This window comes from Citrobacter sp. Cb028 (assembly GCF_030336705.1).
GTDB lineage: Bacteria > Pseudomonadota > Gammaproteobacteria > Enterobacterales > Enterobacteriaceae > Citrobacter > Citrobacter braakii.
In genome coordinates this window covers 865,287-889,594 of record NZ_JAOWCZ010000034.1, presented here as the reverse complement: position 1 = coordinate 889,594, position 24,308 = coordinate 865,287, and the positions used below count along the sequence as shown (strand labels likewise).

Sequence of the window (24,308 nt, the reverse complement as noted above, 5' to 3'; positions counted from 1 at the left end):
TGATGAAAAGAAAAGTAAATTACAGTGATAGTGATTATCATTACAGTAAAGAAAAACTCAAGCAGAATGTTTTGAGAATGATGACTTAATGTAAACAGTTAGGCGGGTAACGATTAGGGCGGTTTTGCAGCGGGGACAAATAAAAAAGCCCGCACGCGGCGGGCTTAAGGAGCGAGGCGGATTACTCTGCCTGTAAACGTGATGGCGGAGCTGTGTGATAATGCGCATCAGCCTCGGCAAAACGTTGCTGCATAGCGGCTGAAGGCGCTTTACCCAACAGGCTGAAGACCACAATACCGATGCTGCCGAAAATAAAGCCCGGGATGATTTCATACAGACCCAACCAGGCAAACTGCTTCCAGACGATTACCGTCACCGCACCGATGAGCATCCCGGCCAGCGCGCCGTTACGCGTCATACGCGACCACATTACGGAGAACAGAACCACCGGACCAAACGCCGCGCCAAAGCCGGCCCAGGCGTAGCTTACCAGACCAAGCACACGGTTCTCCGGGTTCGCCGCCAGCGCGATAGACACCAGCGCCACAACCAGCACCATGATGCGACCAATCCATACCAGCTCTTTCTGGCTGGCATTTTTACGCAGGAACGCTTTATACAAGTCTTCGGTGATTGCGCTGGAACACACCAGCAGCTGGCAGCTCAGAGTCGACATTACCGCAGCGAGGATCGCAGACAGCAGAATACCGGCAATCCACGGGTTGAACAGGATTTGCGCCAGTTCAATAAACACGCGTTCGGCGTTCTGGTTAACGGCACCGGCAAGCTGTGGGTTGTTGTTAAAGTAAGCGATACCAAAGAAGCCAACGGCAACTGCACCTGCCAGACACAAGATCATCCAGGTCATACTGATGCGGCGGGCATGAACAATGCTATGGTGAGAATCAGCCGCCATAAAGCGCGCCAGAATATGCGGCTGACCGAAATAGCCCAGACCCCAGCCCATCAGGGAAATAATGGCAACAAAATTCAGCCCTTTGAACATGTCCACGTTCTCAATGCTCTTTTGTTTAATCACTTCCAGCGAATCGTCAAACCCACCCACGCCAATGACTACCATCACCGGCGTCAGGATCAGGGCGAAGATCATCAGGCTGGCCTGGACGGTATCGGTCCAGCTTACCGCCAGGAAACCACCGATAAAGGTATAAATAATCGTCGCGGCCGCCCCTGCCCACAGCGCTGTTTCGTAACTCATGCCAAAGGTGCTTTCAAACAGACGCGCCCCTGCCACAATACCGGAAGCACAGTAGATGGTGAAAAACAGCAGAATAACCAGCGCGGAGATAATACGCAGAATTCGGCTTTTATCTTCAAAGCGACCGGTAAAGTAATCCGGTAACGTCAGCGCATTGTTATTGTATTCGGTATGCACGCGTAAACGTCCGGCCACCAGTTTCCAGTTGATCCACGCGCCCAAAATAAGGCCAATAGCGATCCAGCTTTCTGAAATCCCCGACAGGAAAATCGCGCCAGGCAGGCCCATCAGCAACCAGCCGCTCATGTCAGATGCCCCGGCAGATAACGCGGTCACGAATGGACCCAGACTGCGTCCACCCAGAATGTAATCGTCAAAGTTTTTGGTTGAACGCCATGCAATAAACCCTATCAATATCATGCCGAAAATATAGACACAGAATGTCACTAACATCGGTGTGCTAATAGCCATCAAAACTCTCCAAAATTATGTATCAGCAATGCCGTGGCTTGCCGTTTTATTACCCTGCCGGAACGTGGCAAAGATATCTATGTTTACCAGGGCGACCGTATCCTGCCGGAAGCGATGGTCATTCACAATCGATTTAACACACCATTTACATCAAATTTAATCCAGAGTAGATAGCATTTTTCTGTAGGTTGCACTCTCTCACACTTTTTTCGGTTGCACCTTTTAAAAGTGTTAACTACCGCAGAGAAAAAGATTCGGCAACTTTTATAGCCCCCGTCAAAACACTCACGTTTATTAACATTTCATTCATTTCCAAGCTTGCAAACCAAGTCACATTTAACACGGTTGCACAAAGTTGCAACATAGTGGATATTTCTCGGTAACTATCAGACCCGTATTTCAGTACAACAGGAGTAAACGGCATGGGAACCACCACGATGGGGGTTAAGCTGGATGACGCCACTCGCGAGCGTATTAAAACAGCAGCATCACGAATCGATCGCACGCCACATTGGCTGATCAAACAAGCCATTTTTAATTATCTCGAAAGACTGGAAAATGACGACGCGCTTCCTGAACTACCGGCCCTGCTGGCGGGTGCTGCGAATGAGGGCGATGAGTCGACCACGCTGCAAAATGAAGCGCATCAGCCTTTCCTGGAATTTGCTGAACAGATCCTGCCGCAGTCAGTTTCCCGCGCGGCAATCACCGCTGCTTACCGCCGCGCCGAAACTGACGCCGTACCTATGCTGATGGAGCAGGCTCGTCTGCCGCAGCCCATCGCCGAGCAGGCGCATAAGCTGGCATACGATCTGGCAGACAAACTGCGTAACCAGAAGACCGCCAGCGGCCGCGCCGGGATGGTACAAGGTTTATTGCAGGAATTCTCCCTTTCTTCACAGGAAGGCGTCGCGCTGATGTGTCTGGCCGAAGCCTTGCTGCGTATTCCAGATAAAGCGACCCGCGATGCGTTAATCCGCGACAAGATCAGCAACGGTAACTGGCAGTCGCACATTGGCCGCAGCCCGTCTCTGTTCGTCAACGCGGCGACCTGGGGGTTGTTGTTTACCGGTCGTCTGGTTTCAACGCATAACGAAGCCAGCCTCTCACGCTCACTCAACCGTATTATCGGCAAGAGCGGTGAGCCGCTGGTGCGTAAAGGCGTCGACATGGCCATGCGCTTGATGGGCGAGCAGTTTGTCACCGGGGAGACCATCGCTGAAGCGCTGGCTAACGCGCGTAAACTGGAAGAAAAAGGCTTCCGTTACTCCTATGACATGCTGGGCGAAGCGGCCCTGACCGCCGCCGATGCACAGGCTTATATGGTTTCATACCAGCAGGCGATCCACGCCATTGGTAAAGCCTCTAACGGGCGCGGTATCTACGAAGGGCCTGGCATTTCTATCAAGCTGTCGGCACTGCATCCGCGTTACAGCCGTGCGCAGTATGATCGCGTAATGGATGAACTCTATCCTCGTCTGAAATCGCTTACTCTGCTGGCACGTCAGTACGACATCGGCATTAATATCGACGCCGAAGAGGCTGACCGACTGGAGATCTCCCTCGATCTGCTGGAAAAACTGTGCTTTGAACCCGAACTGGCAGGCTGGAACGGGATCGGTTTTGTTATCCAGGCCTACCAGAAGCGCTGCCCGTATGTTATCGACTATCTGATTGACCTCGCCACGCGCAGCCGTCGCCGCCTGATGATCCGTCTGGTTAAGGGCGCCTACTGGGATAGCGAAATTAAACGTGCCCAGATGGACGGTCTGGAAGGTTATCCGGTCTACACCCGTAAGGTGTACACCGACGTTTCTTACCTGGCCTGTGCGAAAAAACTGCTTGCCGTACCGAATCTGATCTACCCGCAGTTCGCCACCCACAACGCCCATACGCTGGCGGCGATTTATCAGTTAGCCGGTCAAAACTACTATCCGGGTCAGTACGAGTTCCAGTGCCTGCACGGCATGGGCGAACCGCTGTATGAGCAGGTCACCGGCAAAGTTGCGGATGGCAAACTGAATCGTCCATGCCGCATTTATGCGCCGGTCGGCACGCACGAAACGCTGCTGGCGTACCTGGTGCGTCGTCTGCTGGAAAACGGCGCCAACACCTCGTTCGTCAACCGCATTGCCGACACGACCCTGCCGCTGGATGAACTGGTTGCCGATCCGGTCGAAGCTGTTGAAAAACTCGCGCAGCAAGAAGGTCAGGCCGGTCTGCCGCATCCGAAGATTGCCCTGCCGCGTGACCTGTACGGTAAAGGCCGCGAAAACTCAGGCGGGCTGGATTTAGCTAACGAACATCGTCTGGCCTCGCTGTCCTCTGCCCTGCTCAACAGCGCGCTACAAAAATGGCACGCTAAACCCATTCTCGAGCACCCGGTTGCTGACGGCGAAATGACGCCAGTCGTTAACCCAGCCGAGCCGAAAGACATTGTCGGTTACGTGCGTGAGGCGACTCACGCTGAAGTAGAAAAGGCGTTACAGAACGCAGCGAATAACGCGCCAATCTGGTTCGCCACACCGCCACAAGAGCGAGCCGCCATTTTGCATCGTGCCGCCGTTCTGATGGAAGGTCAGATGCAGCAGCTGATTGGCATCCTGGTACGCGAAGCGGGTAAAACCTTCAGCAACGCCATTGCGGAAGTGCGCGAAGCGGTAGACTTCCTGCATTATTATGCCGGTCAGGTTCGCGATGATTTCGATAATGAAACCCATCGACCGTTAGGACCGGTGGTTTGTATTAGCCCATGGAACTTCCCGCTGGCCATTTTCACCGGGCAGATTGCCGCCGCGCTGGCGGCGGGTAACAGCGTGCTGGCGAAACCGGCGGAACAAACCCCGTTAATTGCCGCCCAGGGCATCGCTATTTTGCTCGAAGCGGGTGTACCGCCGGGCGTGGTGCAACTGTTGCCTGGTCAGGGTGAAACCGTCGGGGCGCAGCTCACTTCCGATGAGCGCGTACGCGGCGTCATGTTTACCGGCTCAACGGAAGTCGCCACGCTGTTGCAACGCAATATTGCCACCCGCCTTGATGCTCAGGGACGTCCAATCCCGCTTATCGCCGAAACCGGTGGGATGAACGCAATGATTGTCGACTCCTCCGCGTTGACGGAACAGGTCGTGGTCGACGTTCTGGCTTCAGCGTTTGACAGCGCCGGACAGCGCTGCTCCGCGCTGCGCGTCCTGTGTCTGCAGGACGATGTAGCCGACCATACGCTGAAAATGCTGCGCGGCGCGATGGCGGAATGTCGCATGGGTAATCCAGGTCGCCTGACCACCGATATTGGGCCGGTAATTGATGAAGAAGCCAAAACCAATATTGAGCGCCATATTCAGGCCATGCGCGCTAAAGGACGCCCGGTGTTTCAGGCCGTGCGCGACAACAGTGACGATGCGCGTGAATGGCAAACCGGTACATTTATTGCTCCGACGCTGATCGAGCTGGAAAGCTTCGACGAATTACAAAAAGAGGTGTTTGGTCCGGTACTGCACGTCGTGCGCTACACCCGTAACAATCTGGGCAACCTGATTGAGCAAATTAATGCCTCCGGCTACGGCCTGACGCTGGGCGTACACACTCGTATCGATGAAACCATCGCCCAGGTCACAGGATCCGCACACGTGGGGAACCTGTACGTTAACCGCAATATGGTCGGCGCCGTTGTCGGCGTTCAGCCATTCGGTGGCGAAGGCTTGTCTGGTACCGGGCCAAAAGCAGGTGGACCGCTGTATCTGTATCGCCTGCTGGCTAACCGCCCAGAAAATGCGTTAGGCATTACGCTGGCCCGTCAGGATGCAGACTACCCGGTCGATGCGCAGCTTAAAGCTGCTCTCGTTCAGCCGCTGGAAGCGCTCAGCGAATGGGCAACCGATCGGCCCTCACTGCATGCGCTCTGCCAGCAGTTTGGCGAACTGGCGCAGGCCGGTACTCAGCGTCTGCTGCCAGGACCCACTGGCGAGCGCAATACCTGGACGCTGTTGCCGCGTGAACGCGTACTGTGTATCGCCGATGATGAACAGGACGCGCTGGTACAGGTTGCCGCCGTGGCTTCCGTTGGTAGCTTAATCCTGTGGCCAGATGATGCGTTCCATCGTGAACTGGCAAAACGTCTGCCAGCCGCCGTCTCCGGGCGCATTCAGTTTGCCAAAGCGGACAACATCACTACGCAGCCGTTTGATGCCGTTATTTTCCACGGCGATTCCGATCAACTGCGTTCCCTGTGCGAAGCGGTAGCTGCCCGCGAAGGGGCGATTGTATCAGTCCAGGGCTTTGCCCGTGGCGAAAGCAATATTCTGCTGGAGAGGCTGTACATTGAACGCTCCCTGAGCGTCAATACCGCCGCTGCCGGGGGGAACGCCAGCCTGATGACAATCGGCTAAGGTTGTGGTTAATTAAGGCTCCGGTAACGGGGCCTTTTTTTATGGATCCAGAGGGAAGCATGAAACGAATCGTACTGACATGTGCAGCGCTGCTGTTGAGCGGCCAGGCGCTGGCGGATGACTGCGCCAACGCGAACACTCAGATTGAGATGAACACCTGTGCGGCAGAGCAGTTTAAGGCGGCCGACACCAAACTTAATGACACTTATCAGAATGCGCTTAAGCGCGCCGCCCCAACCCAGCGCGATTTACTGAAAAAAGCGCAAATCTCATGGATAACCCTGCGCGATGCGGACTGCGCGTTAATCAGTTCCGGCACCGAAGGCGGTAGCGTCCAGGCGATGATTTCCAGCCAGTGTCTGACGGATAAAACCAACGAGCGTGAAGCGTTTCTCGCCTCGCTCTTACAGTGCGAAGAGGGCGATTTAAGCTGTCCGTTACCGCCAGCCAGTTAACGCACGCGGATCCCTTCAATAATCATCCGCTGCACGCTCTCCACCGTTTGGTTAAAAAAGGCTTCATCACGCAGCGTTGCGCCCGTTACCGCCTCTACCTGTGGGGCAAAGTCGGCGTAGTGCTGGGTTGAAGCCCAAATCATAAAAATCAGATGATGCGGATCGACCGGAGCCAGTTTCCCACTTTTGATCCAACCGGCAATCAGCGCCGATTTCTCATCAATTAGCGTTTTGAGATCGCCCGTTAATTCAGCCATCAATAAAGGCGCACCTGCCAGCATCTCCATACAAAACAGTCGTGAAGCCTGAGGGTAATCGCGCGACACTTCCAGCTTAAGGCGAATGTATTCTTTAATGGCCACTAGCGGCGCAAAGTCTTCGCGAAAAGCCTTCAACGGAGCCAGCCAGACGTCGAGGATTTGCCGCAAAACGGCAATATAGAGCACCTCTTTTGACGGGAAGTAATAAAGCAGATTCGTTTTTGACACACCCGCCTGCTCAGCGACCTGTTCGAGACGCGTGCCGTGGATCCCATATTGGGAGAAGATATTTAATGCCGCGGTTAATATGGCCTGGCGTTTTGCACTGACGGCCTGCGAGCGCTTACCTGTTTTTTTCTCTGCGCGTTGGACCATGCGCCCTCTCCTTCTTGTGAGGGCGTCAGCATACCAAATCACGCGGTGAATGGTTAAATTAAAGCGACTCCGGCGGTGCCTCTTGCACTACCCCTTTTTTCTTTTTGAACTTCAGTTCGCTGACCAGCACGCCAACAATAATGAATGCTGCGCCGAGCAAAGCCAGTAGCGGTAAGCGTTCCCCCGCCAGGCGACCAAAGATCCCCGCCCACACCGGCTCACCGGTATAAATGACCGTCGCGCGCGTCGGCGAAACGCTGCGCTGTGCCCAGTTCATGGTAACCTGAATAATCGCACTGAAAATCCCCAACCCCAGCGCCACCACCAGCAATCCCGTAGACATCGGGGGTACGGTCTCTCCGGCAGGTCCCATCGCAATAAACGCCACTATCGAAGCGGTTGCCAGTTGTACCACCGTTACCCGCCGCACATCCACTTTTCCCGCCCACGCGCTAATCAGGATAATTTCTGCCGCAATCGCCACCGCGCCGGCGAGTGTGATCCACTCTCCTTCGCCTAAAGCCAGCAAATTGCCTCCCGGTCCGGCGAGAAAAATCAACCCGATAAAGGCCAGCACAATGCCGACACACGGCATCAGGCCGGGCATACGCCCCAGACACAGCCATTGTAAAAGCGGGACCAACGGCACATACATCGCGGTAATAAACGCCGATTTACTGCTGGGAATAAACTGTAGCCCCCAGGTTTGCAGACTATAGCCCAACGCAATTGCGATACCGATCGCAACGCCTGCTTTGACTTCCAGCCACGTCAGTTTATGCAATGTGCATAGTGACAAAAGCGCGACCGCCAGCGCAGCGGTGGCAAAACGCACGCCGACAAAGAAAAAAGGTCCGCTCAGGGTAACGGCATATTGCACTGCCAAAAACGTGCCACCCCAGAACATAGTGATCACAATGAGGATCGCTTCCTGAGGTTTAACAGAGAAGGAATAACGAGAAAGTAATGACATGAGACACCCGATTAACTGAATGTCGTTAGTCTGCGTTGCGTTTTGTTACAGTTCAACCTTGCAGACAAAAAAAACCGCCGGAAGAAACCGGCGGCGGTGGGTGGCTACGTAACGTCTGACTCTGATCCTCAGCCGTCACGGCATATCTGACAGCTAGCCCGGCAATTACGATTTGTTGTTGCCGTGGCTATTTTTGCCCCCTTTTTTGCCTGCCTCTGAAGCGCGTTGCGGGTCATTCTTAAAATTGCCCCCGCTGTGCTGGCCACCTTTTCGACCTGCTTCTGATGCTCTTTCGCGATCTTCCGCAAAGTTGCCGGAACCGCCTCGATGGTTTGCCATTACTGACCTCCGTCATTGATTAGACATCATATTGCATAGGTACTGAGGAGTGATACCTCACGCAGCGTTACGGGCGATACCCTGAAAATAACTGCGTGGGATTAAGCATAGTGAAGCGTGGCCTGAGCAGCCGCTAACTGTAATATCCTGCAACAGGATTGGTGGTGATAGAGAAATAATCACAGCGAGAAATCAATAAGTCTTTCTTATGACTACCAAATTCCACCCGGTTAAATATGTATCATTTTGCAACAAGAGAAGTTGTTATAAAAATTGTTATAAATCAAAGAAGTGATTGTGAAATTTGCACTCCTGACAGTACGTCATATCTTTAAAGGTAGGTAGCGAGTCGCTACGGACACGGTTAACTCGAGGAGTAGTGTAAAATGGCAAAAGTTCTGGTGCTTTATTATTCCATGTACGGACACATTGAAACTATGGCCCATGCAGTCGCAGAAGGCGCAAATAAGGTAGATGGCGCGGAAGTAATTATTAAGCGTGTACCAGAGACCATGCAGCCGGAGATTTTCCTCAAAGCTGGTGGCAAAACACAAAACGCACCAGTCGCAACCCCGCAAGAACTGGCAGATTACGATGCCATTATTTTTGGTACCCCCACACGCTTTGGCAATATGTCCGGTCAGATGCGCACCTTCCTCGACCAGACTGGCGGGCTGTGGGCTTCAGGCGGCCTGTACGGCAAACTCGCCAGCGTATTCAGCTCGACAGGAACCGGCGGCGGTCAGGAACAAACCATTACATCAACCTGGACTACGCTTGCTCACCATGGGATGGTGATTGTGCCTATCGGTTACGCGGCGCAAGAGCTGTTTGATGTTTCTCAAGTTCGCGGCGGTACCCCTTACGGCGCAACCACCATCGCCGGAGGCGACGGCTCACGCCAGCCAAGTCAGGAAGAATTATCTATCGCCCGCTATCAGGGTGAATATGTCGCAGGTCTGGCAGTAAAACTCAACGGCTAATCTTCAACAGGAGGATTCGAATGCCAACTCAAGAAGCGAAAGCCCATCGCGTCGGCGAATGGGCAAGTCTGCGCAATACATCGCCGGAAATAGCCGAAGCCATTTTTGAAGTCGCGCATTATGACGAGAAACTGGCGGAAAAAATTTGGGAAGAAGGTAGCGACGAGGTGCTCATCAAAGCCTTTAAGAAAACAGACAAAGATTCGCTCTTTTGGGGTGAACAGACTATCGAACGCAAAAACGTCTAGCGCTCAGACTCCCCCGCGAACACGGGGGAGTTTTTCTTTTACTTAGCCGCCTCATTCAACACGCTGTCGAACTTATCTATCGGGCAAAAACCATCCGCATCTATCGGACACCCTTTCAGCTCCAGCGTTACGCGCTGCGCCGGGGATTTCAGGGTCAGAACGTCAGCATTACGCAACTGCTGCGAGCTCTGATACACGTACTCGATTTTCATCAGATCACGATTCGCGTTGCTGTCATGCCAGCGCTGGAAGACAATCTTCCCGCCAATCGGCGTACGCTCGTTCTGATCGTGAAGCTGGTACGGTTTGAAATCCAGCGCGGTGAGCAGCGATGCGATGTTTGAGTCATGCCCCACCAGCACGGTTATTTTTGGCGCTTTTACGCGTTCAGTAACCAGCGCATTATCAATATACTTCACCAGCGGTTTGGCGACGTTCTGCGCCACTTCCGGGGAGGTGAACAGGCTGTCCTGATAGCCATTTTTCAGCTTCGACAGAACCTTCCACTGTTGATCGGATTTAATCTCGCCCCAGGCGACCTTGTCCATCGGGAAGCCTTCGTAATATTGCAGCGTGAAGGCATCAACCAGCGAATTTCCGACCTTCAGCGGCCCCGAAACCCCAGGCTCCTGCTGATATTTCGCGCTAAACGTATCTTTGGCATCGGTCAGGGAACACTGCTGTTTTTCTTTGCAGGATGGAGAGTCTTTGTAGTCGGTCATTTGCTCAAGCAACTGATAGCTGTCGTTGAGCTGCATTTGGCTACGCTCTTTCTCCATTGCCTGAACCGCCTGCTGGCTGAAGGCGGCGGAATCATCGGTGATCACCGGGTTAAAGGTGGGATCCATGGTGCCCATTTTTTCCTGATGATGGACCGGGACGTCGCAACCCGGGAAAGCACCGGTGACAAAGAACTGCGCCGTCGCGACCGTACGCTGCAGGCTGTTAGCATAGGTATAGACCGTACCCGGCGCCGGACATTCGCCCGATTTCACCATCCCCTGCTCTGCCAGCCACTCTCGCATATAGTGGCCCATATAGATTTCCAGCACGCCGCCTTTGGTGGTCAGTTGTCCGCCGGGGACATCCCATTCTGGCCATTGTTTGGGGGTGGACTGCTCAAGAACACTGCCATTATTGGCTAAAGGTGCGCGTAAGTTATGCCGACTCATCATCAATACTTGCTGAAGCTGATAGCCTTCCGGCGCGGTCTGCGCCTGCGCGGCGGTTGACATTAATACAGCCCCTGCCACGGCTGCGGCGATTAACGATTTATTCATCCCTACGACCTCTTGTTGTTATCAATCACAACAGAGTGTGACAGAAATATGACATATTTCCCGGAACGCTTTCGCAAAACGCACCATCTATGGTGTCGTTTTAATACCGAACTCGGTTTCTAATTTGCGAATGCCAAGCGGGGTGAAGGTGACGCGGCGACCACTCAGCTCCGTTTTTATCCATCGTTTTTCAATCAGCCAGCGTAGCAGCGATGCGCCAAGCACGCCGCCGGGATGGTAACGTCGTTCACTCCAGTCCAGACAACCGCAGGTTAATTTCCGCCGCGATGCGCTCGCAGCCAGGACAATCCCCATTTGTGCCAGTTTTTCCTGCCCAAGAGACGTCAGCGTTTCACCATCCGGCGTTAACCACTGACGGGAAACCAGCGTATCGAACAGCCTCACCGCCACCTCGCCAGCGAGATGATCGTAGCAGGTTCGGGCATGTCGTAAGCCTGGCGGCGTCGTGATTTTTCGTGGCGTAGATGTAGCCCACGCCACGCCCATCAGGCGCTCCAGCAGTTCAGCGATATCAGAGCCTGCAAGGCGAAAATAACGATGCCTGCCCTGCGCGAGCGCCACAACAAAACGTTGTTCGCACAGACGCGCCAGATGCGCACTGGCGGTCGACGCTGACACATCCGCCACTGCGCTGAGCTCGGTCGCGGTCCAGGCGCGGCCATCCATCAGGGCGCACAACATTCGCGAGCGCGATTTATCGGCCATCGCCGCCGCGGTGAGCGCCATTCGCGACTCCAGAGCGCCCTCTTCCTCACTTAACATCACTGATGCCATAGCGACCTCTTTGACCCTGAATGTCTGAATTAACGATGCCATGAATGCGTTCTAAAGTCACCGCACAGGTCATACCGCACGCAGCATCATCTCGATACCCAACCCGACCAAACAAAACAGAAAACAACGTTTAAACACGAGCGGAGAAATAACCCGTCGTACACGGGTTCCTAACCACTGACCAATCAGCGCAGGAACAATGGCCAAAGCCGATAAGCTCAACGACTGTACGGGCAGCGCGTTGTGCCACCACAGACCAAGCGCCAAAGCCAATGTCGAAAACGTAAAAGAGATCCCGAGCGCCTGAACCAGTTCATCTTTCTCAAAACCCAATGACTGGATCCAGGGCACGGCGGGCATCACAAATACACCGGTTCCGCCAGTCAATAAGCCAGTAACAAATCCTATGACGAGGGAGTACGGTTTTTCATGCTGCGGAGCCACTGCGATTTTCTTTCCGGCCAGCGTCCAGATAGCGTAAGCCACCAGCGCCACGCCGAGCGCAAACTGGGTACGGGTGGTGTCGCCGCCGGTAATCCAGGCGCTGGCAAGCAATGTCGCCACCACCACCGTCAATAACATCGGCCACAGTCGTTTGACTAATTGACGCGTATTTCCGCCACCGCCAAACTGAAACAGATTGCTAATCAGCGAAGGCAACAGCAGCATGGCCGCCGCCGCAACCGGCGAAATAAGCGATCCGAGGATCCCCATAGCCACGGTGGGCAATCCCATACCAGTGACGCCTTTTACCATCCCGGCGAGGACAAACGTGGCGGCAATCATCATCACCAGAGCGGGCCCAAACGCTAACGAACTCGTCATGTTGCACTTTCCTGAAAAAGAGAAGATGACCCATTCTGGACGTTAATCGCGGTGCTCGCTTCGCCAGGCAACGAAATATGTCTTCCCGCTTACGGGTAATAATATAAAAAATGCCGGGTTTCCCCGGCACATTATCAGAACGTTTTGGCCCACCACAGCCGAAGCTTCATGCCCCAGTAGCTGGTCCAGCCGCTGGTTGTTGACACCACCCGACCTTGTGACACTACCACCAGCGTGGGCGTGACGCTAATCGCCCAACTGCGGGAAATTGCCCCGTTCGCATCATTGATGACCGGAAAGTCCACGCCTTTACGCGACAGCCAACGAGACACCTCAGCTTCACTGCCGGAGCGTAACGCAATGGTCATCACGTTTTCCCCTTCCGAACGCAGCCTGGCGACTTCCGGCGTCGTGAAGCGGCAAACGCCGCACCAGCTCGCCCAGAAATAAAGCAGCACCGGCTCGTCTTTGCTGAGCGCCGCCAGCGTGACGGTTTCACCATCCAGCGTTTGCAAAGGCGTGCTGTCAAAAGAGCCAGGGAGCTGCGGCGCGCGCCAGGCATCCATCAGCAGCATCGCCCCTGCCAACAGCGCCAGTAAGATCAGCCCTTCGCGCAGCCAGCGGCGCAGTTTACTGAGCATTGGCCGCCGCCAGCTTTTCTTTGACCACTTCCTCAAGGGTTTCCCACGGCACCGCACCGGGAATAAGCTCATCACCAATAATCGTTGCGGGGGTGCCCTGCACGCCCACCAGTCGCGCCAATTGCAGGTTAGTGCTTAGCGTTTCAGCACTTTGGGCATCCAACGTCACCGGACTGGCTCCCGATTTTTCCTGCGCCTGTTTGATACTGACATCGGTATGGTAACCCTTTTTCTGCATCAGTTTTTCATGTAGCGCCAGAAACTGCTGCGGATGCTCAAGCCAGGTAGTCAGCACGGTCCGCGCCGCCAGTTCCGAACTTTCCCCTTTAAACGGCAGCGGTTTAATCACTACCGCCACGTCAGGATATTTCTGCACAATTTTTTCCAGCATGGGATCCAGTTGCTTGCAGTACGGGCAGTTGTAATCGGTGAAGTTTATCAGGGTCAGTTTCGCCTGCTTAGCGCCAATCCGCGGGCTGTTGGGATCGTTAAACAGGGCATCCTGGATTAACGCTTCAATTTGCTTTTCCTGTTCCGGTGTAAACGGTGCAGGCTCTTTCGCTACGCTGACGGCAGAAAACAGGGTTAACAGCAGAACAATCATTATTTTCATGGGGTTACTCCTTTGGCGTCGGTCAACGTTTGCAATACCGCATCGCGGGTCAACAACGTTGGTAACGCCTGGCCTTCCGGCAGACCGGGGCCATAAATTTGGTTATACGGCACAGCAACCTGGCCGCGTTTTTTCAGAAATTCGGTGATGGCTTCAGAAGGGAGCGTCCAGTCGCCGCGCAGCGCCACTACATCCGGCTGTTGCAAAGCGGCCTGTACGTCATCTTTATGCAATACGTTGTATTTGTTGACCTTACAAGTGATGCACCAGTCGGCAGTGACGTCAATGAACACTCGCTTATTTTGCGCCAGCGCATCCTCAATCGCCTGCTCGCTAAGCGGTTGCCAGTTCACGCTTTCTTTAGCGCTAGCGTGTCCGGCCAGCCCTAAATGTGGGAGCAGCAACGTCGCAAGCCAGATAGCCGACCCCAGCATCATGACACCGAGAAGACGCCGCAAAATATTCATCCAGCGTCCCAGACGCGGCAAACGCAGCGCCAGACCGGGACGCAGAGCCACCAGCAGCCACGGCAAGCTCATCCCCAGGCCAAGTGCGATAAACAGTCCCCACAACGTTGGTAACGAAGCGGTCAATGCCACCGCTACCGCTGTTCCCAGAAACGGGGCGCTGCACGGCGTGGCGAGCAGGGTCGCAAATGCGCCTTGCCAGAAATGTCCCGACAAGCCGTTGCCACCGTGAGTCGCCAGCGTGGTGGTCATCGCCGAAGGCAGGCGGAATTCAAACCACCCGAACAGGCTGGCGCTGAACGTCAGCATCACCACGACCATGACTCCAATGAACCACGGGTTCTGAAACTGGATCCCCCAGCCCAGCGCCTGATTGGTTAAACGTAGCACCGTCATCAATAGCGCCAGGGCCATAAAGGAGACCAGGATCCCGGCTACCGATGCGAGGAACTGACGGCGGATCTGGCGACGGCTTTTTTCCTCAACCAGCAAAATAGAGCCCAGTTTCATGCCGAGAACCGGTAACACACAGGGCATCAGGTTGAGGATCAAACCGCCCAGCAGCGCCATTAGCACCACCTGCCACAATGGGAGTGAGGCGTTCTCAATAACCGGGGCTTCGCCAATCGCAAGACGACTTTCCTGGGCAACACCGTTATCTGCCAGCACCAGCGTGACCGACTTACCGCGTAAATCCGGCGCGCCTTCCCCCCAACCGTCATGAACGGGTACCGTGGCGCGTAACGTCTCACCTGCGACGTGAATTTGCGGCATGCCAAAATCAGCATCATCAACGGCGTCCAGATACAGCCCAGGCGCAGTCCAGCCTCCCGCGCGGTGAGCCTCGACGACCAGCTCGCCGGCCCGTGCGCCAGCGCGCAAAGTATCGGTCAGGCCGCTGGCAAGCGGAATCTGCCCCATTGCCTGCGCATAGTCATGCGCAAAAGTCGGGTCCTGGGTCGTGGAGGTCACGGAAAAGGGAAAATCCGTCAACAGGCAAACGTTGCTACAGGTGGATAGCGTCAAAACACCGCTAAGCGTGGCGGGCGATCTGCCGCGCACAACCATCGGGAACGTCACATTATCGTGATAGCCCTGGGTCGTGATATTAGCGACCTCAAAGCGTGCAGGGGTTGGCCAGAACCAGTCGACCGCAGGCATTTCCCCTTGCCAGGCGATAGATGGCGCGACGCCTCCCTCGCCCGGCGAACGCCAGTAGGTTTTCCAGCCGTCCTCCAGTTTAACATCCAGCAACAGACGAGTTTCGCCGCCTGAGGACGTATCAGCGCGTAACCGCACGCTGGCGTGATCGTTATCGGGTGAACGCAGCCAGCCGGGTTCAGCCGCCCAGGATACGGGCAGCCATAGCAATAACAGACAGAGCAGCGCCTGCCTGAAAACAGTCATCATATATTTTCTCCGTGAATAATTATCTAACAGTCAGCAACGGCTGTTCTGTCATTCACGGAAGACGCAAAATCGCAGATGTACCCTTAGCGTGGGCGGCGAGATGGCTCGCGGTGGGAAAAAAGGCAGACGAAACGCCCGCACTGGCGCCAGCAGCGACAGTAGCAGACACAGCACCAGAATAGCGCCTTCGAACAGTACCGGGGGCGCCGCCAGTAATGACTTCGCGCTCAGTTCACAAGGGGTAACGGACGAGGCCTCATCGGTCTGCGCTTGTGCGCTTACGACCACGCTTGTGGCAACGGTGTCCATCTGCAACGCGTGCAGGCCCGCCATGCGTTGTGCGGTGCAAACCATCACCACAACACATGCCAGACAGAGGAACCACCATCCCATCCGTTGACGTTTCGCCATTATACCCTCACTGATTGATGCGAGTTATCTTAACCACTCACCAGGTTTTGGCAACCTTTGCGCTGTAAAGTTATGTCCTGTCATCAGCAGGATATACCGCGATTTCAATCAGATTGAGATCGGGATCTCTGACATAAACCGAGCGAATCGGTCCCATCGCACCGGTTCGTGCAACCGGCCCCTCAACAATATCGACCCCGTGCGTTTGAAACGTGGCTATCACCTCTTCCAGCGCACGTGTGGTGATAAAACACAAATCCAGCGCCCCCGGCGTTGGCGCATAAGCTTTGGGTTCAAACTCTTTTCCCCGAATGTGGAGGTTAATTTTCTGATTGCCAAAGACGAAGGCTTTCCGCCCTTGCGCGAAGGTTTCCAGCCTCATCCCTAAAAGTTCGACATAAAAACGAACGCATGCTTCTTCATTATTCGAGGTCAATACCAGATGATCCAGGTGGTCAATCATAGCGATATCCATTTTGGTTGCTCATCACTGACACTTACCCTATTCATTCAAACGCTACAAGAAAAAGAAAATCTTACGGCTGCGTTGACAGAACATAGCGCAACGCGTTGCTGCTCACGTTTTATAAATTAAATGATAATTAATCATATTTTCGTTTTTATTTATTACAATATAACATTGCCAAAATAATTACGAAAATATCACGGAAGTGATCATTCACTATTTACGAAGAGTACCAAAGGATATTCGCAGAACAGTACATAAATACTGTCCCGCTACGTATTGATGCGTAAATGAAAGTAAGGGTCAGCGCATTTTTAGGTGATTATCGTATTATAGCCCGACGCAATGAAGAGCGTATTCATTCGCAGAAAATTTGTTTATTGAATGTTATTTAGAGTATATGGAAATGAAAAAATATTTATTACCCCTGATTGGGTTACTTTTTACCGTTAGCGCTCAGGCAGCACCATTTACCGACGGCAAAGAGTTTATCTCACTGGAAAAACCCGTCGCTTCAGCCCCGGCAGCGCTGAAGTTTTTCTCATTCTATTGTCCTTCCTGCTATCAGTACGATGAAGTTTTTGAAATCACTGATAACGTGAAAAAAGTTTTGCCTGCTGACGTCAAACTCACCGAATACCACGTCGACTTTTTAGGCCCTCTGGGGCAAGACATGACGCACGCCTGGTCCGTCGCCATGCTGTTGAACGTGCAAGATAAAGTTAAACCGTTGCTTTTTGATGCCGTGCAGAAAAAACAAACCATTAAATCGGCGGACGATATTCGTAACGTATTTATCAGCGCGGGCGTCAGTGCCAGTGATTATGATGCCGCATGGAATAGTTTTGCCGTGAAATCACTAACCGCCAAACAGCAAGAAATGGCTAAAGCCGTAGATTTAACCGGGGTGCCCGCCATTTTTATCAACGGTAAATATATGATCAATCCGAAAGGACTGAAATCTGATGACCTTAACGCGTTCGTACAAAACTATGCTGATACGGTCCGCTTCCTGATCACTAAATCCTGATGTTTAGCTAATCTCTCTATTCGCACCACACAACAGTCGCCATAACGTTAAAAAGCGCTGTTGGTGGTGCAACGCCCGCATCGTTTATAGCAATATCCTCCCTTCCCGGTTGGCATTCTCCGTTATCAGGATTACCCTAAACTTAGCGGTGATACCTGTTGTCAGGGTTCACCTTCTGCAAGTGTTGATTTACACGAGAGAACGCTATGGAATTAAAGGATTATTACGCCATTATGGGCGTGAAACCGACAGACGATCTCAAGACAATCAAGACCGCCTATCGTCGACTCGCCCGTAAATATCATCCTGATGTCAGCAAAGAGACTGACGCGGAGGCCCGGTTTAAAGAGGTTGCTGAAGCCTGGGAAGTCCTGAGTGATGAACAGCGACGCGCCGAGTACGACCAGTTGTGGCAGCACCGCAACGACCCACAGTTCAACCGTCAATTCCAACAAGGAGAGAATCAACGCTATAACGCCGAAGATTTCGACGATATCTTCTCCTCCATTTTTGGTCAGCATGCGCAACAGTCTCGCCAGCGTCATGCCAGCCGCGGGCACGATATTGAAATTGAAGTCGCCGTATTCCTCGAGGAAACGCTTACTGAGCATAGCCGCACGATCAGTTACACCCTGCCGGTTTACAATGCGTTCGGCATGGTCGAACGTGAAATTCCTAAAACGTTGAATGTGAAAATTCCGGCTGGCGTCGGTAACGGTCAGCGTATTCGTCTGAAAGGCCAGGGCACCCCCGGTGAAAACGGCGGGCCAAACGGTGATTTGTGGCTGGTGATTCATATCGCGCCACATCCGCTGTTCGATATCGTTAATCAGGATCTGGAAGTGGTCGTTCCCCTGGCGCCGTGGGAAGCCGCGCTGGGCGCGAAAGTAACCGTTCCGACGTTAAAAGAGAGCATCCTGCTGACCATTCCTGCGGGCAGCCAGGCCGGGCAGCGGTTACGCATTAAGGGCAAAGGTCTGGTAAGTAAAAAACATACCGGCGATTTGTATGCGGTGATCAAAATCGTCATGCCGCCGAAACCTGACGACGCCAGCGCCGCCCTGTGGCAGCAGTTGGCGGATGCACAAAAGACCTTTGATCCGCGCAAAGAGTGGGGGAAAGCATAATGGCTAACGTCACCGTCACCTTTACCATTACCGAGTTTTGTCTGTACACCGGTGTGTCAGAAGAAGAGCTACAGGAGATTGTCGGCTTAGGGGTGATAGAACCTCATGAAGACGAAACATTTGACGATCATGCGCTGACCGTCATGCGTCGCGCGATACGCCTGCGTCAGGAGCTGGAACTTGACTGGCCGGGAATTGCCGTTGCGCTGACATTGCTGGAAGAGAACGCTCAACTGCGGCAGGAAAACCGCCTGCTGCGCCAGCGATTATCTCGCTTTATCAGCCATCCTTAATGTGTCAAGGCCAGCATGGTGCTGGCCCTTTTATTATCCGCAACCCGCTCTTAATGACATTGCGCAGCAGATGGCATACAGTCAGCGATAAGAATTATCTCAAACAATAAGACGTTGAGCCATGCAGCTTAAGCCCCTCACAAAAGGTCGTTTTCACAATATCTGGCAGCAAGATGATGCCTTAATTGAGAAGATATTCCAGGAGTTGCTCTCTGAAACACAGATTATCCAGGAAGATGACTATCTTTACCGCCAGGGACAGGTAGTCGATCGACTAATCATGGTGCAGTCAGGGAGAATTTCTCTGCGTTATAGCGCGGAGAATGGTCGCCGTTTTCAACTGGGAGCAATGGAATGTGATGAGCAACTGTTTGGCGAAATGGAGTTTTTTACCGGGTATCGTTGCCAGCTTGATATCGTAGCCGAAGAGCCGCTGACCGTGGCGGTATGCAACTGTGACCGTCTGGAGGAAGCGCTGAACCAGCACCCCAGACTGGCGATATTTTTCGCCAGCGCAATGGCCGTTGATTATCAGGATATGCTGGAAATCTTCCTGCACCGGATGCTCTACCCTATCGTACATAACGTGGCGTATGACCTGTATCGCCAGCATCAGGACAAGCAGCCAATGGATGGTTTTCATAAAAAATACCAGGAAGCTGAGCGATTCGGCACCACCGACAGGGTCTACCGGCGGGCGGTGAAAGCGCTGACGGATGCCGGGCTGGTAACGCGCACGAAGCAAGGACTGGAGATTAAGGATCTGGATGGGCTGCGTAAATTTCTCGGCAATGACATCATTGACTGACACACCAACCCTGGCAAACGGAGCATTGGTGTGTCATTTCAGCGCAATCAGAACTTATAGGTGAGGTTGAAATAGTGACCCAGCCCGGTGGTACGCCCCGCTCCACCGTGGTTTTCCATCAATGCCATGTTGCGGAAATACTTTAAGCCATAACCTACTGCATAATGCTCTGAATGCCAGTAGATGCCGTTATACCATTCAATCGCGTTATTGCTATATAACGGCTGGTTAGCAATCTTGTTCGCGGCGAACTGGTAGTCAAAGTACCCCTGATAGTTCAAATAACTGCCGTTGGCGAATGTATAGAACGGCGTCGACCAGTTGGTCGAGAACATGTAACCATCCCACTTGCCTTCGTTATCTGCACCGTAATTTTCACGTACATAGTGCGCATAAATGTTCATTCCCACCAGACCAAACCACGGCACTTTAACATCCGTGCCAAGACCAACGTAATGCTCAAATAATTCCCGGTCACCAATGTTATTTACCGTTGCAATATAGAATTCGTTAAATGGCCCAACGGATAAATCTTTATTAAAAATGGCGTCCAGGGAAAAACGTGGAGATATCTTGGCAAAGAAGTTATCCCCCCCGTGACGATCGTCCTGCTCGCGATCCAAAATATCAAAGAAATCCACATAACCATACAGATCGATAATCCCGGATCGTGCGCCAAACTCCAGCTCAAGATAGGTGTCATTACGAATACCATAAGGCACTTTCGCATCCACACTTTGCATTAAGTTCATCTGCATCCAGTTAAAATCATTTTTGCGGATGTTGCCATCAGCATAATCAGCCGCAAGCGCTTGCGTACAGCACATCGCAATTACCGCACCCAGAACTGTTTTTTTCATCATTGATTTATTTTTCTTCAGCATTTTCAATTCCTTTGAGCAAGGTTGAGTGTCGCCCCACCAGATAAATGGCGTGACGGCGGGCTATCTAATTAAAGAGGTAAGCGTTATTGCTGTGTTTAATTACGTTTGAGTTTTAATGTACCCATCAACATAATAAAGATAATTAAATACAACACCGGTATTGCGTACATAATTTTCTGCAACCCCATAGTTTTTTCCATTAGCGCACTGATCGCCGGACTAAACATGGCGCCAGCACTACCGCTAATTAAAATATAAGAAACGTTCTGGCTACTCGCGCGCTTCACGAAAGAAACCCCGTAGGCAATAAAGGAGTTATACAGCGCTGCACAGACAAACCCGTAACTATAGGCCAGATAATCAAGCCCGGAGATATTTTCCTTCGTGACAATGATGGTGGTAATAACGCAAGCTAACAAAATAATGCTAAGCAAGAAATAATGTATCTTTACGCGGGAAACAATAACGGTTGAGACTAACGCGCCGACCAGCGCAGCACCCCAGTATTGCGTAATAATATTACCTGCTTCTTCGAAGGGAATACCAAATTTGTTCTTCACAAATAATGGTGCCCAGGTCAGGAAGGTATACAGCGCCAACATACCTAAGAACAGGCCAATGCCTCCGCTGATAATCCCTGGATTCCACTCGGATTTCACCGGGTCTGCGCTATCCGCTGCAGGAGCCGTTTCACAGGCGGTAAAGCGGGTGAGAGCCACAACGCCCAACGTGAGTAAGGCCACTATGCCTACGCTCAGATAGCTGTAACTCCACGACATATTGTGCGTCAGGGCGAAGGTGGTAATCAGCGGGAAAACTACGCCCGCGACGTTAAAGGTGGCGTCCTGCACCACCAGCATCGTACTTTGAATGCGATCCTGCCAAACCGAAACCACGATCGTTCCCGCCACGCACAGACCAATCCCGCCGCAGAAACCCACCAGGGTCATGGCGACCATCACCGGCCATAAGCCAGGGCTTAAGTGCATTGCCAGAGCGCAGAGGAACACTATCGAATAGATAATGAGCGTCATACGCTTAACGCCGATTTTCTCAATCAGGAAAAAGGCGGCGATGGTCCCGGCTAACGCCCCACCGTTAAGCAACGAAAATATCGAGGCGACGGTATTCACATCGGCACTGTAGCGTACTGCAATCGGTTCAATCAGCATACCAAACTGACTGGCAAATCCTGCCATAATAAAATTTGCCAGAAAACTAATCAGCGTAAGTGCTATTTTATTCTTCATATAATGCCATCTCTGATTGGTTCATTTAAATGCTGATGCTAAGCCGTAACAGCTGTATTTAGCGCCAGCTCTATCATATTTTTAAAGGTTAACTGCCGTTCTTCCGCCGTTGTTTCTTCTCCTGTCAGGCAATGATCGGATACGGTTAATATAGCCAACGCTTCAATATTAAACTGATGCGCTAAAGCGTATAACCCTGCCACTTCCATATCCACACCCAGCACACCAAACTTTTCCAGTGCAGGTATTAAATTTTCGTCAGGATCGTAATAAAGATCGCCACTGAAGACATTGCCGACTTTAACGTCAATACCGGCCTTCTGCGCCAATGCCCACGCCTGCTGCAATAATGGGAAATGGGCAGATGTCGCCATCGTGTAGCCCGCGCTACGTTTTAAATTTGTGACGGAATCCGTTCCGGCGGCGATGGCAAGAATAATATCTCGCATTTTGACATGATGTTGTGTTGCCCCCAGACTGCCGACACGAATAATTCGCTGTACACCGAAGTCATGTACCAGTTCATGAGCATAAAGCGTCATTGACGGAATACCCATGCCATGTCCCATCACCGAAACAGGTTGCCCAAAATAAAGACCGGTATAGCCCAGCATATTGCGTACATTGGTGACTTCGCGGTAATCCATTAGATAATTTTCGGCAATAAACTTAGCGCGAAGCGGATCGCCCGGCATAATAACGGTTGGCGCAAAATCACCCGCTTTGGCATTAATATGTGCAGTCATAACAATTCCTGAATTATGGGTATTGAAGATATGCAGGGATTGTAACCAGCGGATTGCAGAGGATTGAGGACAAAAGTCCTGCTCAGAGGATCGGCCTCTCATTTCTGAGAGTTAGTGTTGCGGGCTTGTGGCCCAGCGGAAAACTGCGCTCCCGGCAGAGTCGCTCGGATGTATCGCAAAACAAGTCTCTGCGAAAGGTAAAAGTCGAAGTGTCGATCTCGTTTTGTATCAATGTTAAACTCGCACACTTTCTATTAAACCTTTCTTAATTATGATAAAGCTACTTTCACGCTACATTTCCGTAGGGATTGTAAACACGGCATTACATTGGGCGGTGTTCGGCATCATGGTATACATCATGAAAAATGACCAGGCCGTGAGCAACGTGGTGGCGTTTTTGATAGCTGTGACATTTTCATTTTTTGCAAACGCAAAATTTACATTTAGCGCAAAAGCCACCGGCCGAGGGTATGTGCTATTTGTTGGATTTATGGGGCTACTAAGCTTTATCTCTGGTCAGGTATCTGATCACTACAACATTTCCCCTCTCATAACGTTGATAGAGTTCTCCTCCATCAGCTTGGTATGCGGCTTCTTATACTCCAGGTTCATTGTTTTTAGGGATCCGAAATGAAAATTTCTCTGATTGTGCCGGTGTTCAATGAAGAAGATACAATACCTATTTTCTACAACACGGTGCGTGGACATGAAGAACTAAAAAAATATGATGTTGAAATTGTGTTTATCAACGACGGTAGCAAAGACGCTACAGAATCAATCATTAATGCTCTCGCCGTATCTGATAAGCTCGTCGTCCCCATATCATTTACGCGCAACTTTGGAAAAGAACCAGCAATCTTTGCCGGCCTTGAGCGTTCCTCTGGTGAAGCAGTTATTCCGATCGATGTTGACCTACAGGATCCAATCGAAATAATTCCATTGATGGTCGATAAGTGGCTTGCGGGTGCAGATATTGTGCTGGCAAAGCGCGCAGACCGCTCCACGGATGGAAAACTGAAGCGCAAAACCGCTGAATGGTTCTATAAATTACACAATAAAATAAGCGATCCAAAGATCGAAGAAAATGTTGGTGACTTTAGACTTATGTCCCGCGATGTAGTTGATAACATCAAACTCATGCCGGAACGTAATCTCTTTATGAAAGGTGTGCTTAGCTGGGTAGGTGGCAATACTGATGTTGTTGAGTACACACGCGCGGGACGCATTGCTGGTAAATCAAAATTTAATGGCTGGAAATTATGGAATCTTGCTCTGGAGGGTATTACCAGTTTTTCAACGTTCCCATTGCGAATATGGACCTACATTGGTTTTTTTGTAGCCGCTGTATCCTTTTTGTTCGGTGCATGGATGATTATAGACAAGATTTTTTGGGGAAATCCGGTCGCGGGATATCCATCTATTATTGTTTCAATCCTTTTCCTTGGTGGGATTCAGTTAATTGGTATCGGTGTGCTTGGTGAGTACATAGGTAGAATCTACATCGAAACCAAACAACGGCCACGTTATATAGTTAAAAAACAAGACGGGATTTAA

The 24,308-nt window shown here is 52.0% G+C and carries 25 protein-coding genes; 10 read left to right on the top strand and 15 right to left on the bottom strand.

The window, feature by feature from the left end; translation table 11 throughout:
• Positions 1 to 181: 181 nt before the first annotated feature.
• Positions 182 to 1,690 carry a sodium/proline symporter PutP gene (gene putP, locus OGV75_RS13860; RefSeq protein WP_016152586.1) on the bottom strand — a complete coding sequence of 503 codons (1,509 nt, stop codon included), beginning with the start codon at positions 1,688 to 1,690 and terminating at the stop codon, positions 182 to 184.
• A 422-nt stretch (positions 1,691 to 2,112) separates the two neighbouring features.
• Here putP and putA point away from each other — a divergent pair, with 422 nt between their 5' ends.
• Together putA and OGV75_RS13850 are read left to right on the top strand one after the other, a co-directional pair.
• Positions 2,113 to 6,075, top strand: coding sequence for a trifunctional transcriptional regulator/proline dehydrogenase/L-glutamate gamma-semialdehyde dehydrogenase (gene putA / locus OGV75_RS13855; RefSeq protein ID WP_286480807.1), 3,963 nt, complete (start codon positions 2,113 to 2,115; stop codon positions 6,073 to 6,075).
• A gap of 59 nt (positions 6,076 to 6,134) precedes the next feature.
• A complete protein-coding gene (locus OGV75_RS13850) occupies positions 6,135 to 6,530 on the top strand; it encodes a lysozyme inhibitor LprI family protein (protein ID WP_016152584.1) in 396 nt (131 codons plus the stop codon).
• Here the strand turns inward: OGV75_RS13850 and rutR are convergent.
• The 3 genes from rutR to OGV75_RS13835 all read right to left on the bottom strand — a co-directional run bounded on the left by rutR (position 6,527) and on the right by OGV75_RS13835 (position 8,477).
• Positions 6,527 to 7,165, bottom strand: coding sequence for an HTH-type transcriptional regulator RutR (gene rutR / locus OGV75_RS13845; RefSeq protein WP_016156165.1), 639 nt, complete (start codon positions 7,163 to 7,165; stop codon positions 6,527 to 6,529). The two genes, OGV75_RS13850 and rutR, sit on opposite strands and share 4 nt — an antisense overlap.
• Positions 7,166 to 7,223: 58 nt before the next feature.
• Positions 7,224 to 8,138 (bottom strand): DMT family transporter, encoded by a 915-nt coding sequence (locus OGV75_RS13840; protein WP_046274460.1) that lies wholly within the window; start codon positions 8,136 to 8,138, stop codon positions 7,224 to 7,226.
• 165 nt (positions 8,139 to 8,303) lie between these two features.
• Entirely contained in the window at positions 8,304 to 8,477 is a 174-nt protein-coding gene (locus OGV75_RS13835; RefSeq protein WP_003036022.1) for a con-10 family general stress protein, read from the bottom strand.
• A gap of 386 nt (positions 8,478 to 8,863) precedes the next feature.
• Here OGV75_RS13835 and wrbA point away from each other — a divergent pair, with 386 nt between their 5' ends.
• Together wrbA and OGV75_RS13825 are read left to right on the top strand one after the other, a co-directional pair.
• Complete coding sequence (gene wrbA / locus OGV75_RS13830; RefSeq protein WP_003832057.1) at positions 8,864 to 9,460, top strand: NAD(P)H:quinone oxidoreductase; 597 nt, start codon at positions 8,864 to 8,866, stop codon at positions 9,458 to 9,460.
• 20 nt (positions 9,461 to 9,480) lie between these two features.
• The gene (locus OGV75_RS13825; RefSeq protein WP_016152581.1) at positions 9,481 to 9,708 is read left to right on the top strand and encodes a YccJ family protein; all 228 of its coding nucleotides are present in this window, start codon (positions 9,481 to 9,483) and stop codon (positions 9,706 to 9,708) included.
• Positions 9,709 to 9,746: 38 nt separating this feature from the next.
• Here OGV75_RS13825 and agp read toward each other — a convergent pair whose 3' ends face one another.
• The 8 genes from agp to OGV75_RS13785 form a co-directional block, all read right to left on the bottom strand.
• Positions 9,747 to 10,988: a bifunctional glucose-1-phosphatase/inositol phosphatase gene (gene agp / locus OGV75_RS13820; protein ID WP_016156163.1), complete on the bottom strand. Its 1,242-nt coding sequence runs from the start codon at positions 10,986 to 10,988 to the stop codon at positions 9,747 to 9,749.
• An 87-nt stretch (positions 10,989 to 11,075) separates the two neighbouring features.
• Positions 11,076 to 11,783, bottom strand: coding sequence for an ArsR/SmtB family transcription factor (locus tag OGV75_RS13815; RefSeq protein WP_016152579.1), 708 nt, complete (start codon positions 11,781 to 11,783; stop codon positions 11,076 to 11,078).
• Positions 11,784 to 11,852: 69 nt separating this feature from the next.
• Entirely contained in the window at positions 11,853 to 12,608 is a 756-nt protein-coding gene (locus tag OGV75_RS13810) for a sulfite exporter TauE/SafE family protein (RefSeq protein WP_016156161.1), read from the bottom strand.
• A 134-nt stretch (positions 12,609 to 12,742) separates the two neighbouring features.
• Positions 12,743 to 13,249: a protein disulfide oxidoreductase gene (locus OGV75_RS13805; protein WP_094169062.1), complete on the bottom strand. Its 507-nt coding sequence runs from the start codon at positions 13,247 to 13,249 to the stop codon at positions 12,743 to 12,745.
• Positions 13,239 to 13,862, bottom strand: coding sequence for a DsbA family protein (locus OGV75_RS13800; protein WP_104652247.1), 624 nt, complete (start codon positions 13,860 to 13,862; stop codon positions 13,239 to 13,241). The genes OGV75_RS13805 and OGV75_RS13800 overlap by 11 nt, the downstream gene beginning before the upstream one ends.
• The gene (locus tag OGV75_RS13795) at positions 13,859 to 15,739 is read right to left on the bottom strand and encodes a protein-disulfide reductase DsbD family protein (RefSeq protein WP_286480805.1); all 1,881 of its coding nucleotides are present in this window, start codon (positions 15,737 to 15,739) and stop codon (positions 13,859 to 13,861) included. The genes OGV75_RS13800 and OGV75_RS13795 overlap by 4 nt, the downstream gene beginning before the upstream one ends.
• A 48-nt stretch (positions 15,740 to 15,787) precedes the next feature.
• Positions 15,788 to 16,150: a hypothetical protein gene (locus OGV75_RS13790; protein WP_016152574.1), complete on the bottom strand. Its 363-nt coding sequence runs from the start codon at positions 16,148 to 16,150 to the stop codon at positions 15,788 to 15,790.
• A 70-nt stretch (positions 16,151 to 16,220) separates the two neighbouring features.
• On the bottom strand, positions 16,221 to 16,625 hold the full coding sequence (locus OGV75_RS13785) for a VOC family protein (protein ID WP_016156158.1): 405 nt from the start codon (positions 16,623 to 16,625) through the stop codon (positions 16,221 to 16,223).
• Between the two features lie 397 nt (positions 16,626 to 17,022).
• Between OGV75_RS13785 and dsbA the strand changes: the two genes are divergently transcribed.
• From dsbA to OGV75_RS13765, 4 genes are all read left to right on the top strand, one after another.
• On the top strand, positions 17,023 to 17,646 hold the full coding sequence (gene dsbA / locus OGV75_RS13780) for a thiol:disulfide interchange protein DsbA (protein ID WP_016156157.1): 624 nt from the start codon (positions 17,023 to 17,025) through the stop codon (positions 17,644 to 17,646).
• 206 nt (positions 17,647 to 17,852) lie between these two features.
• Positions 17,853 to 18,773, top strand: coding sequence for a curved DNA-binding protein (gene cbpA / locus OGV75_RS13775; protein ID WP_016152571.1), 921 nt, complete (start codon positions 17,853 to 17,855; stop codon positions 18,771 to 18,773).
• Positions 18,773 to 19,066, top strand: a complete 294-nt coding sequence (gene cbpM, locus OGV75_RS13770) for a chaperone modulator CbpM (protein WP_200048886.1) — start codon at positions 18,773 to 18,775, stop codon at positions 19,064 to 19,066. The genes cbpA and cbpM overlap by 1 nt, the downstream gene beginning before the upstream one ends.
• A 121-nt stretch (positions 19,067 to 19,187) precedes the next feature.
• On the top strand, positions 19,188 to 19,874 hold the full coding sequence (locus OGV75_RS13765; protein ID WP_016152569.1) for a Crp/Fnr family transcriptional regulator: 687 nt from the start codon (positions 19,188 to 19,190) through the stop codon (positions 19,872 to 19,874).
• Positions 19,875 to 19,921: 47 nt separating this feature from the next.
• On the opposite strand, the gene OGV75_RS13760 is transcribed toward OGV75_RS13765, so the two are convergent.
• The 3 genes from OGV75_RS13760 to deoD all read right to left on the bottom strand — a co-directional run bounded on the left by OGV75_RS13760 (position 19,922) and on the right by deoD (position 22,754).
• Positions 19,922 to 20,758, bottom strand: a complete 837-nt coding sequence (locus OGV75_RS13760; protein WP_016152568.1) for an outer membrane protein OmpK — start codon at positions 20,756 to 20,758, stop codon at positions 19,922 to 19,924.
• A gap of 95 nt (positions 20,759 to 20,853) precedes the next feature.
• Positions 20,854 to 22,008 carry an MFS transporter TsgA gene (gene tsgA / locus OGV75_RS13755; protein ID WP_016156155.1) on the bottom strand — a complete coding sequence of 385 codons (1,155 nt, stop codon included), beginning with the start codon at positions 22,006 to 22,008 and terminating at the stop codon, positions 20,854 to 20,856.
• Positions 22,009 to 22,046: 38 nt separating this feature from the next.
• Entirely contained in the window at positions 22,047 to 22,754 is a 708-nt protein-coding gene (gene deoD, locus OGV75_RS13750; protein ID WP_016156154.1) for a purine-nucleoside phosphorylase, read from the bottom strand.
• Between the two features lie 271 nt (positions 22,755 to 23,025).
• Between deoD and OGV75_RS13745 the strand changes: the two genes are divergently transcribed.
• Both OGV75_RS13745 and OGV75_RS13740 read left to right on the top strand, forming a co-directional pair.
• Positions 23,026 to 23,388: a GtrA family protein gene (locus OGV75_RS13745; protein WP_046274453.1), complete on the top strand. Its 363-nt coding sequence runs from the start codon at positions 23,026 to 23,028 to the stop codon at positions 23,386 to 23,388.
• Positions 23,385 to 24,308, top strand: coding sequence for a glycosyltransferase family 2 protein (locus OGV75_RS13740; protein WP_046274452.1), 924 nt, complete (start codon positions 23,385 to 23,387; stop codon positions 24,306 to 24,308). The genes OGV75_RS13745 and OGV75_RS13740 overlap by 4 nt, the downstream gene beginning before the upstream one ends.

Coding starts and splice junctions, on each gene's coding strand:
- putP (WP_016152586.1), bottom strand. CDS start 1,690: ATGGCTATTAGCACACCGATGTTAGTGACATTCTGTGTCTATATTTTC.
- putA (WP_286480807.1), top strand. CDS start 2,113: ATGGGAACCACCACGATGGGGGTTAAGCTGGATGACGCCACTCGCGAG.
- OGV75_RS13850 (WP_016152584.1), top strand. CDS start 6,135: ATGAAACGAATCGTACTGACATGTGCAGCGCTGCTGTTGAGCGGCCAG.
- rutR (WP_016156165.1), bottom strand. CDS start 7,165: ATGGTCCAACGCGCAGAGAAAAAAACAGGTAAGCGCTCGCAGGCCGTC.
- OGV75_RS13840 (WP_046274460.1), bottom strand. CDS start 8,138: ATGTCATTACTTTCTCGTTATTCCTTCTCTGTTAAACCTCAGGAAGCG.
- OGV75_RS13835 (WP_003036022.1), bottom strand. CDS start 8,477: ATGGCAAACCATCGAGGCGGTTCCGGCAACTTTGCGGAAGATCGCGAA.
- wrbA (WP_003832057.1), top strand. CDS start 8,864: ATGGCAAAAGTTCTGGTGCTTTATTATTCCATGTACGGACACATTGAA.
- OGV75_RS13825 (WP_016152581.1), top strand. CDS start 9,481: ATGCCAACTCAAGAAGCGAAAGCCCATCGCGTCGGCGAATGGGCAAGT.
- agp (WP_016156163.1), bottom strand. CDS start 10,988: ATGAATAAATCGTTAATCGCCGCAGCCGTGGCAGGGGCTGTATTAATG.
- OGV75_RS13815 (WP_016152579.1), bottom strand. CDS start 11,783: ATGGCATCAGTGATGTTAAGTGAGGAAGAGGGCGCTCTGGAGTCGCGA.
- OGV75_RS13810 (WP_016156161.1), bottom strand. CDS start 12,608: ATGACGAGTTCGTTAGCGTTTGGGCCCGCTCTGGTGATGATGATTGCC.
- OGV75_RS13805 (WP_094169062.1), bottom strand. CDS start 13,249: ATGCTCAGTAAACTGCGCCGCTGGCTGCGCGAAGGGCTGATCTTACTG.
- OGV75_RS13800 (WP_104652247.1), bottom strand. CDS start 13,862: ATGAAAATAATGATTGTTCTGCTGTTAACCCTGTTTTCTGCCGTCAGC.
- OGV75_RS13795 (WP_286480805.1), bottom strand. CDS start 15,739: ATGATGACTGTTTTCAGGCAGGCGCTGCTCTGTCTGTTATTGCTATGG.
- OGV75_RS13790 (WP_016152574.1), bottom strand. CDS start 16,150: ATGGCGAAACGTCAACGGATGGGATGGTGGTTCCTCTGTCTGGCATGT.
- OGV75_RS13785 (WP_016156158.1), bottom strand. CDS start 16,625: ATGGATATCGCTATGATTGACCACCTGGATCATCTGGTATTGACCTCG.
- dsbA (WP_016156157.1), top strand. CDS start 17,023: ATGAAAAAATATTTATTACCCCTGATTGGGTTACTTTTTACCGTTAGC.
- cbpA (WP_016152571.1), top strand. CDS start 17,853: ATGGAATTAAAGGATTATTACGCCATTATGGGCGTGAAACCGACAGAC.
- cbpM (WP_200048886.1), top strand. CDS start 18,773: ATGGCTAACGTCACCGTCACCTTTACCATTACCGAGTTTTGTCTGTAC.
- OGV75_RS13765 (WP_016152569.1), top strand. CDS start 19,188: ATGCAGCTTAAGCCCCTCACAAAAGGTCGTTTTCACAATATCTGGCAG.
- OGV75_RS13760 (WP_016152568.1), bottom strand. CDS start 20,758: ATGCTGAAGAAAAATAAATCAATGATGAAAAAAACAGTTCTGGGTGCG.
- tsgA (WP_016156155.1), bottom strand. CDS start 22,008: ATGAAGAATAAAATAGCACTTACGCTGATTAGTTTTCTGGCAAATTTT.
- deoD (WP_016156154.1), bottom strand. CDS start 22,754: ATGACTGCACATATTAATGCCAAAGCGGGTGATTTTGCGCCAACCGTT.
- OGV75_RS13745 (WP_046274453.1), top strand. CDS start 23,026: ATGATAAAGCTACTTTCACGCTACATTTCCGTAGGGATTGTAAACACG.
- OGV75_RS13740 (WP_046274452.1), top strand. CDS start 23,385: ATGAAAATTTCTCTGATTGTGCCGGTGTTCAATGAAGAAGATACAATA.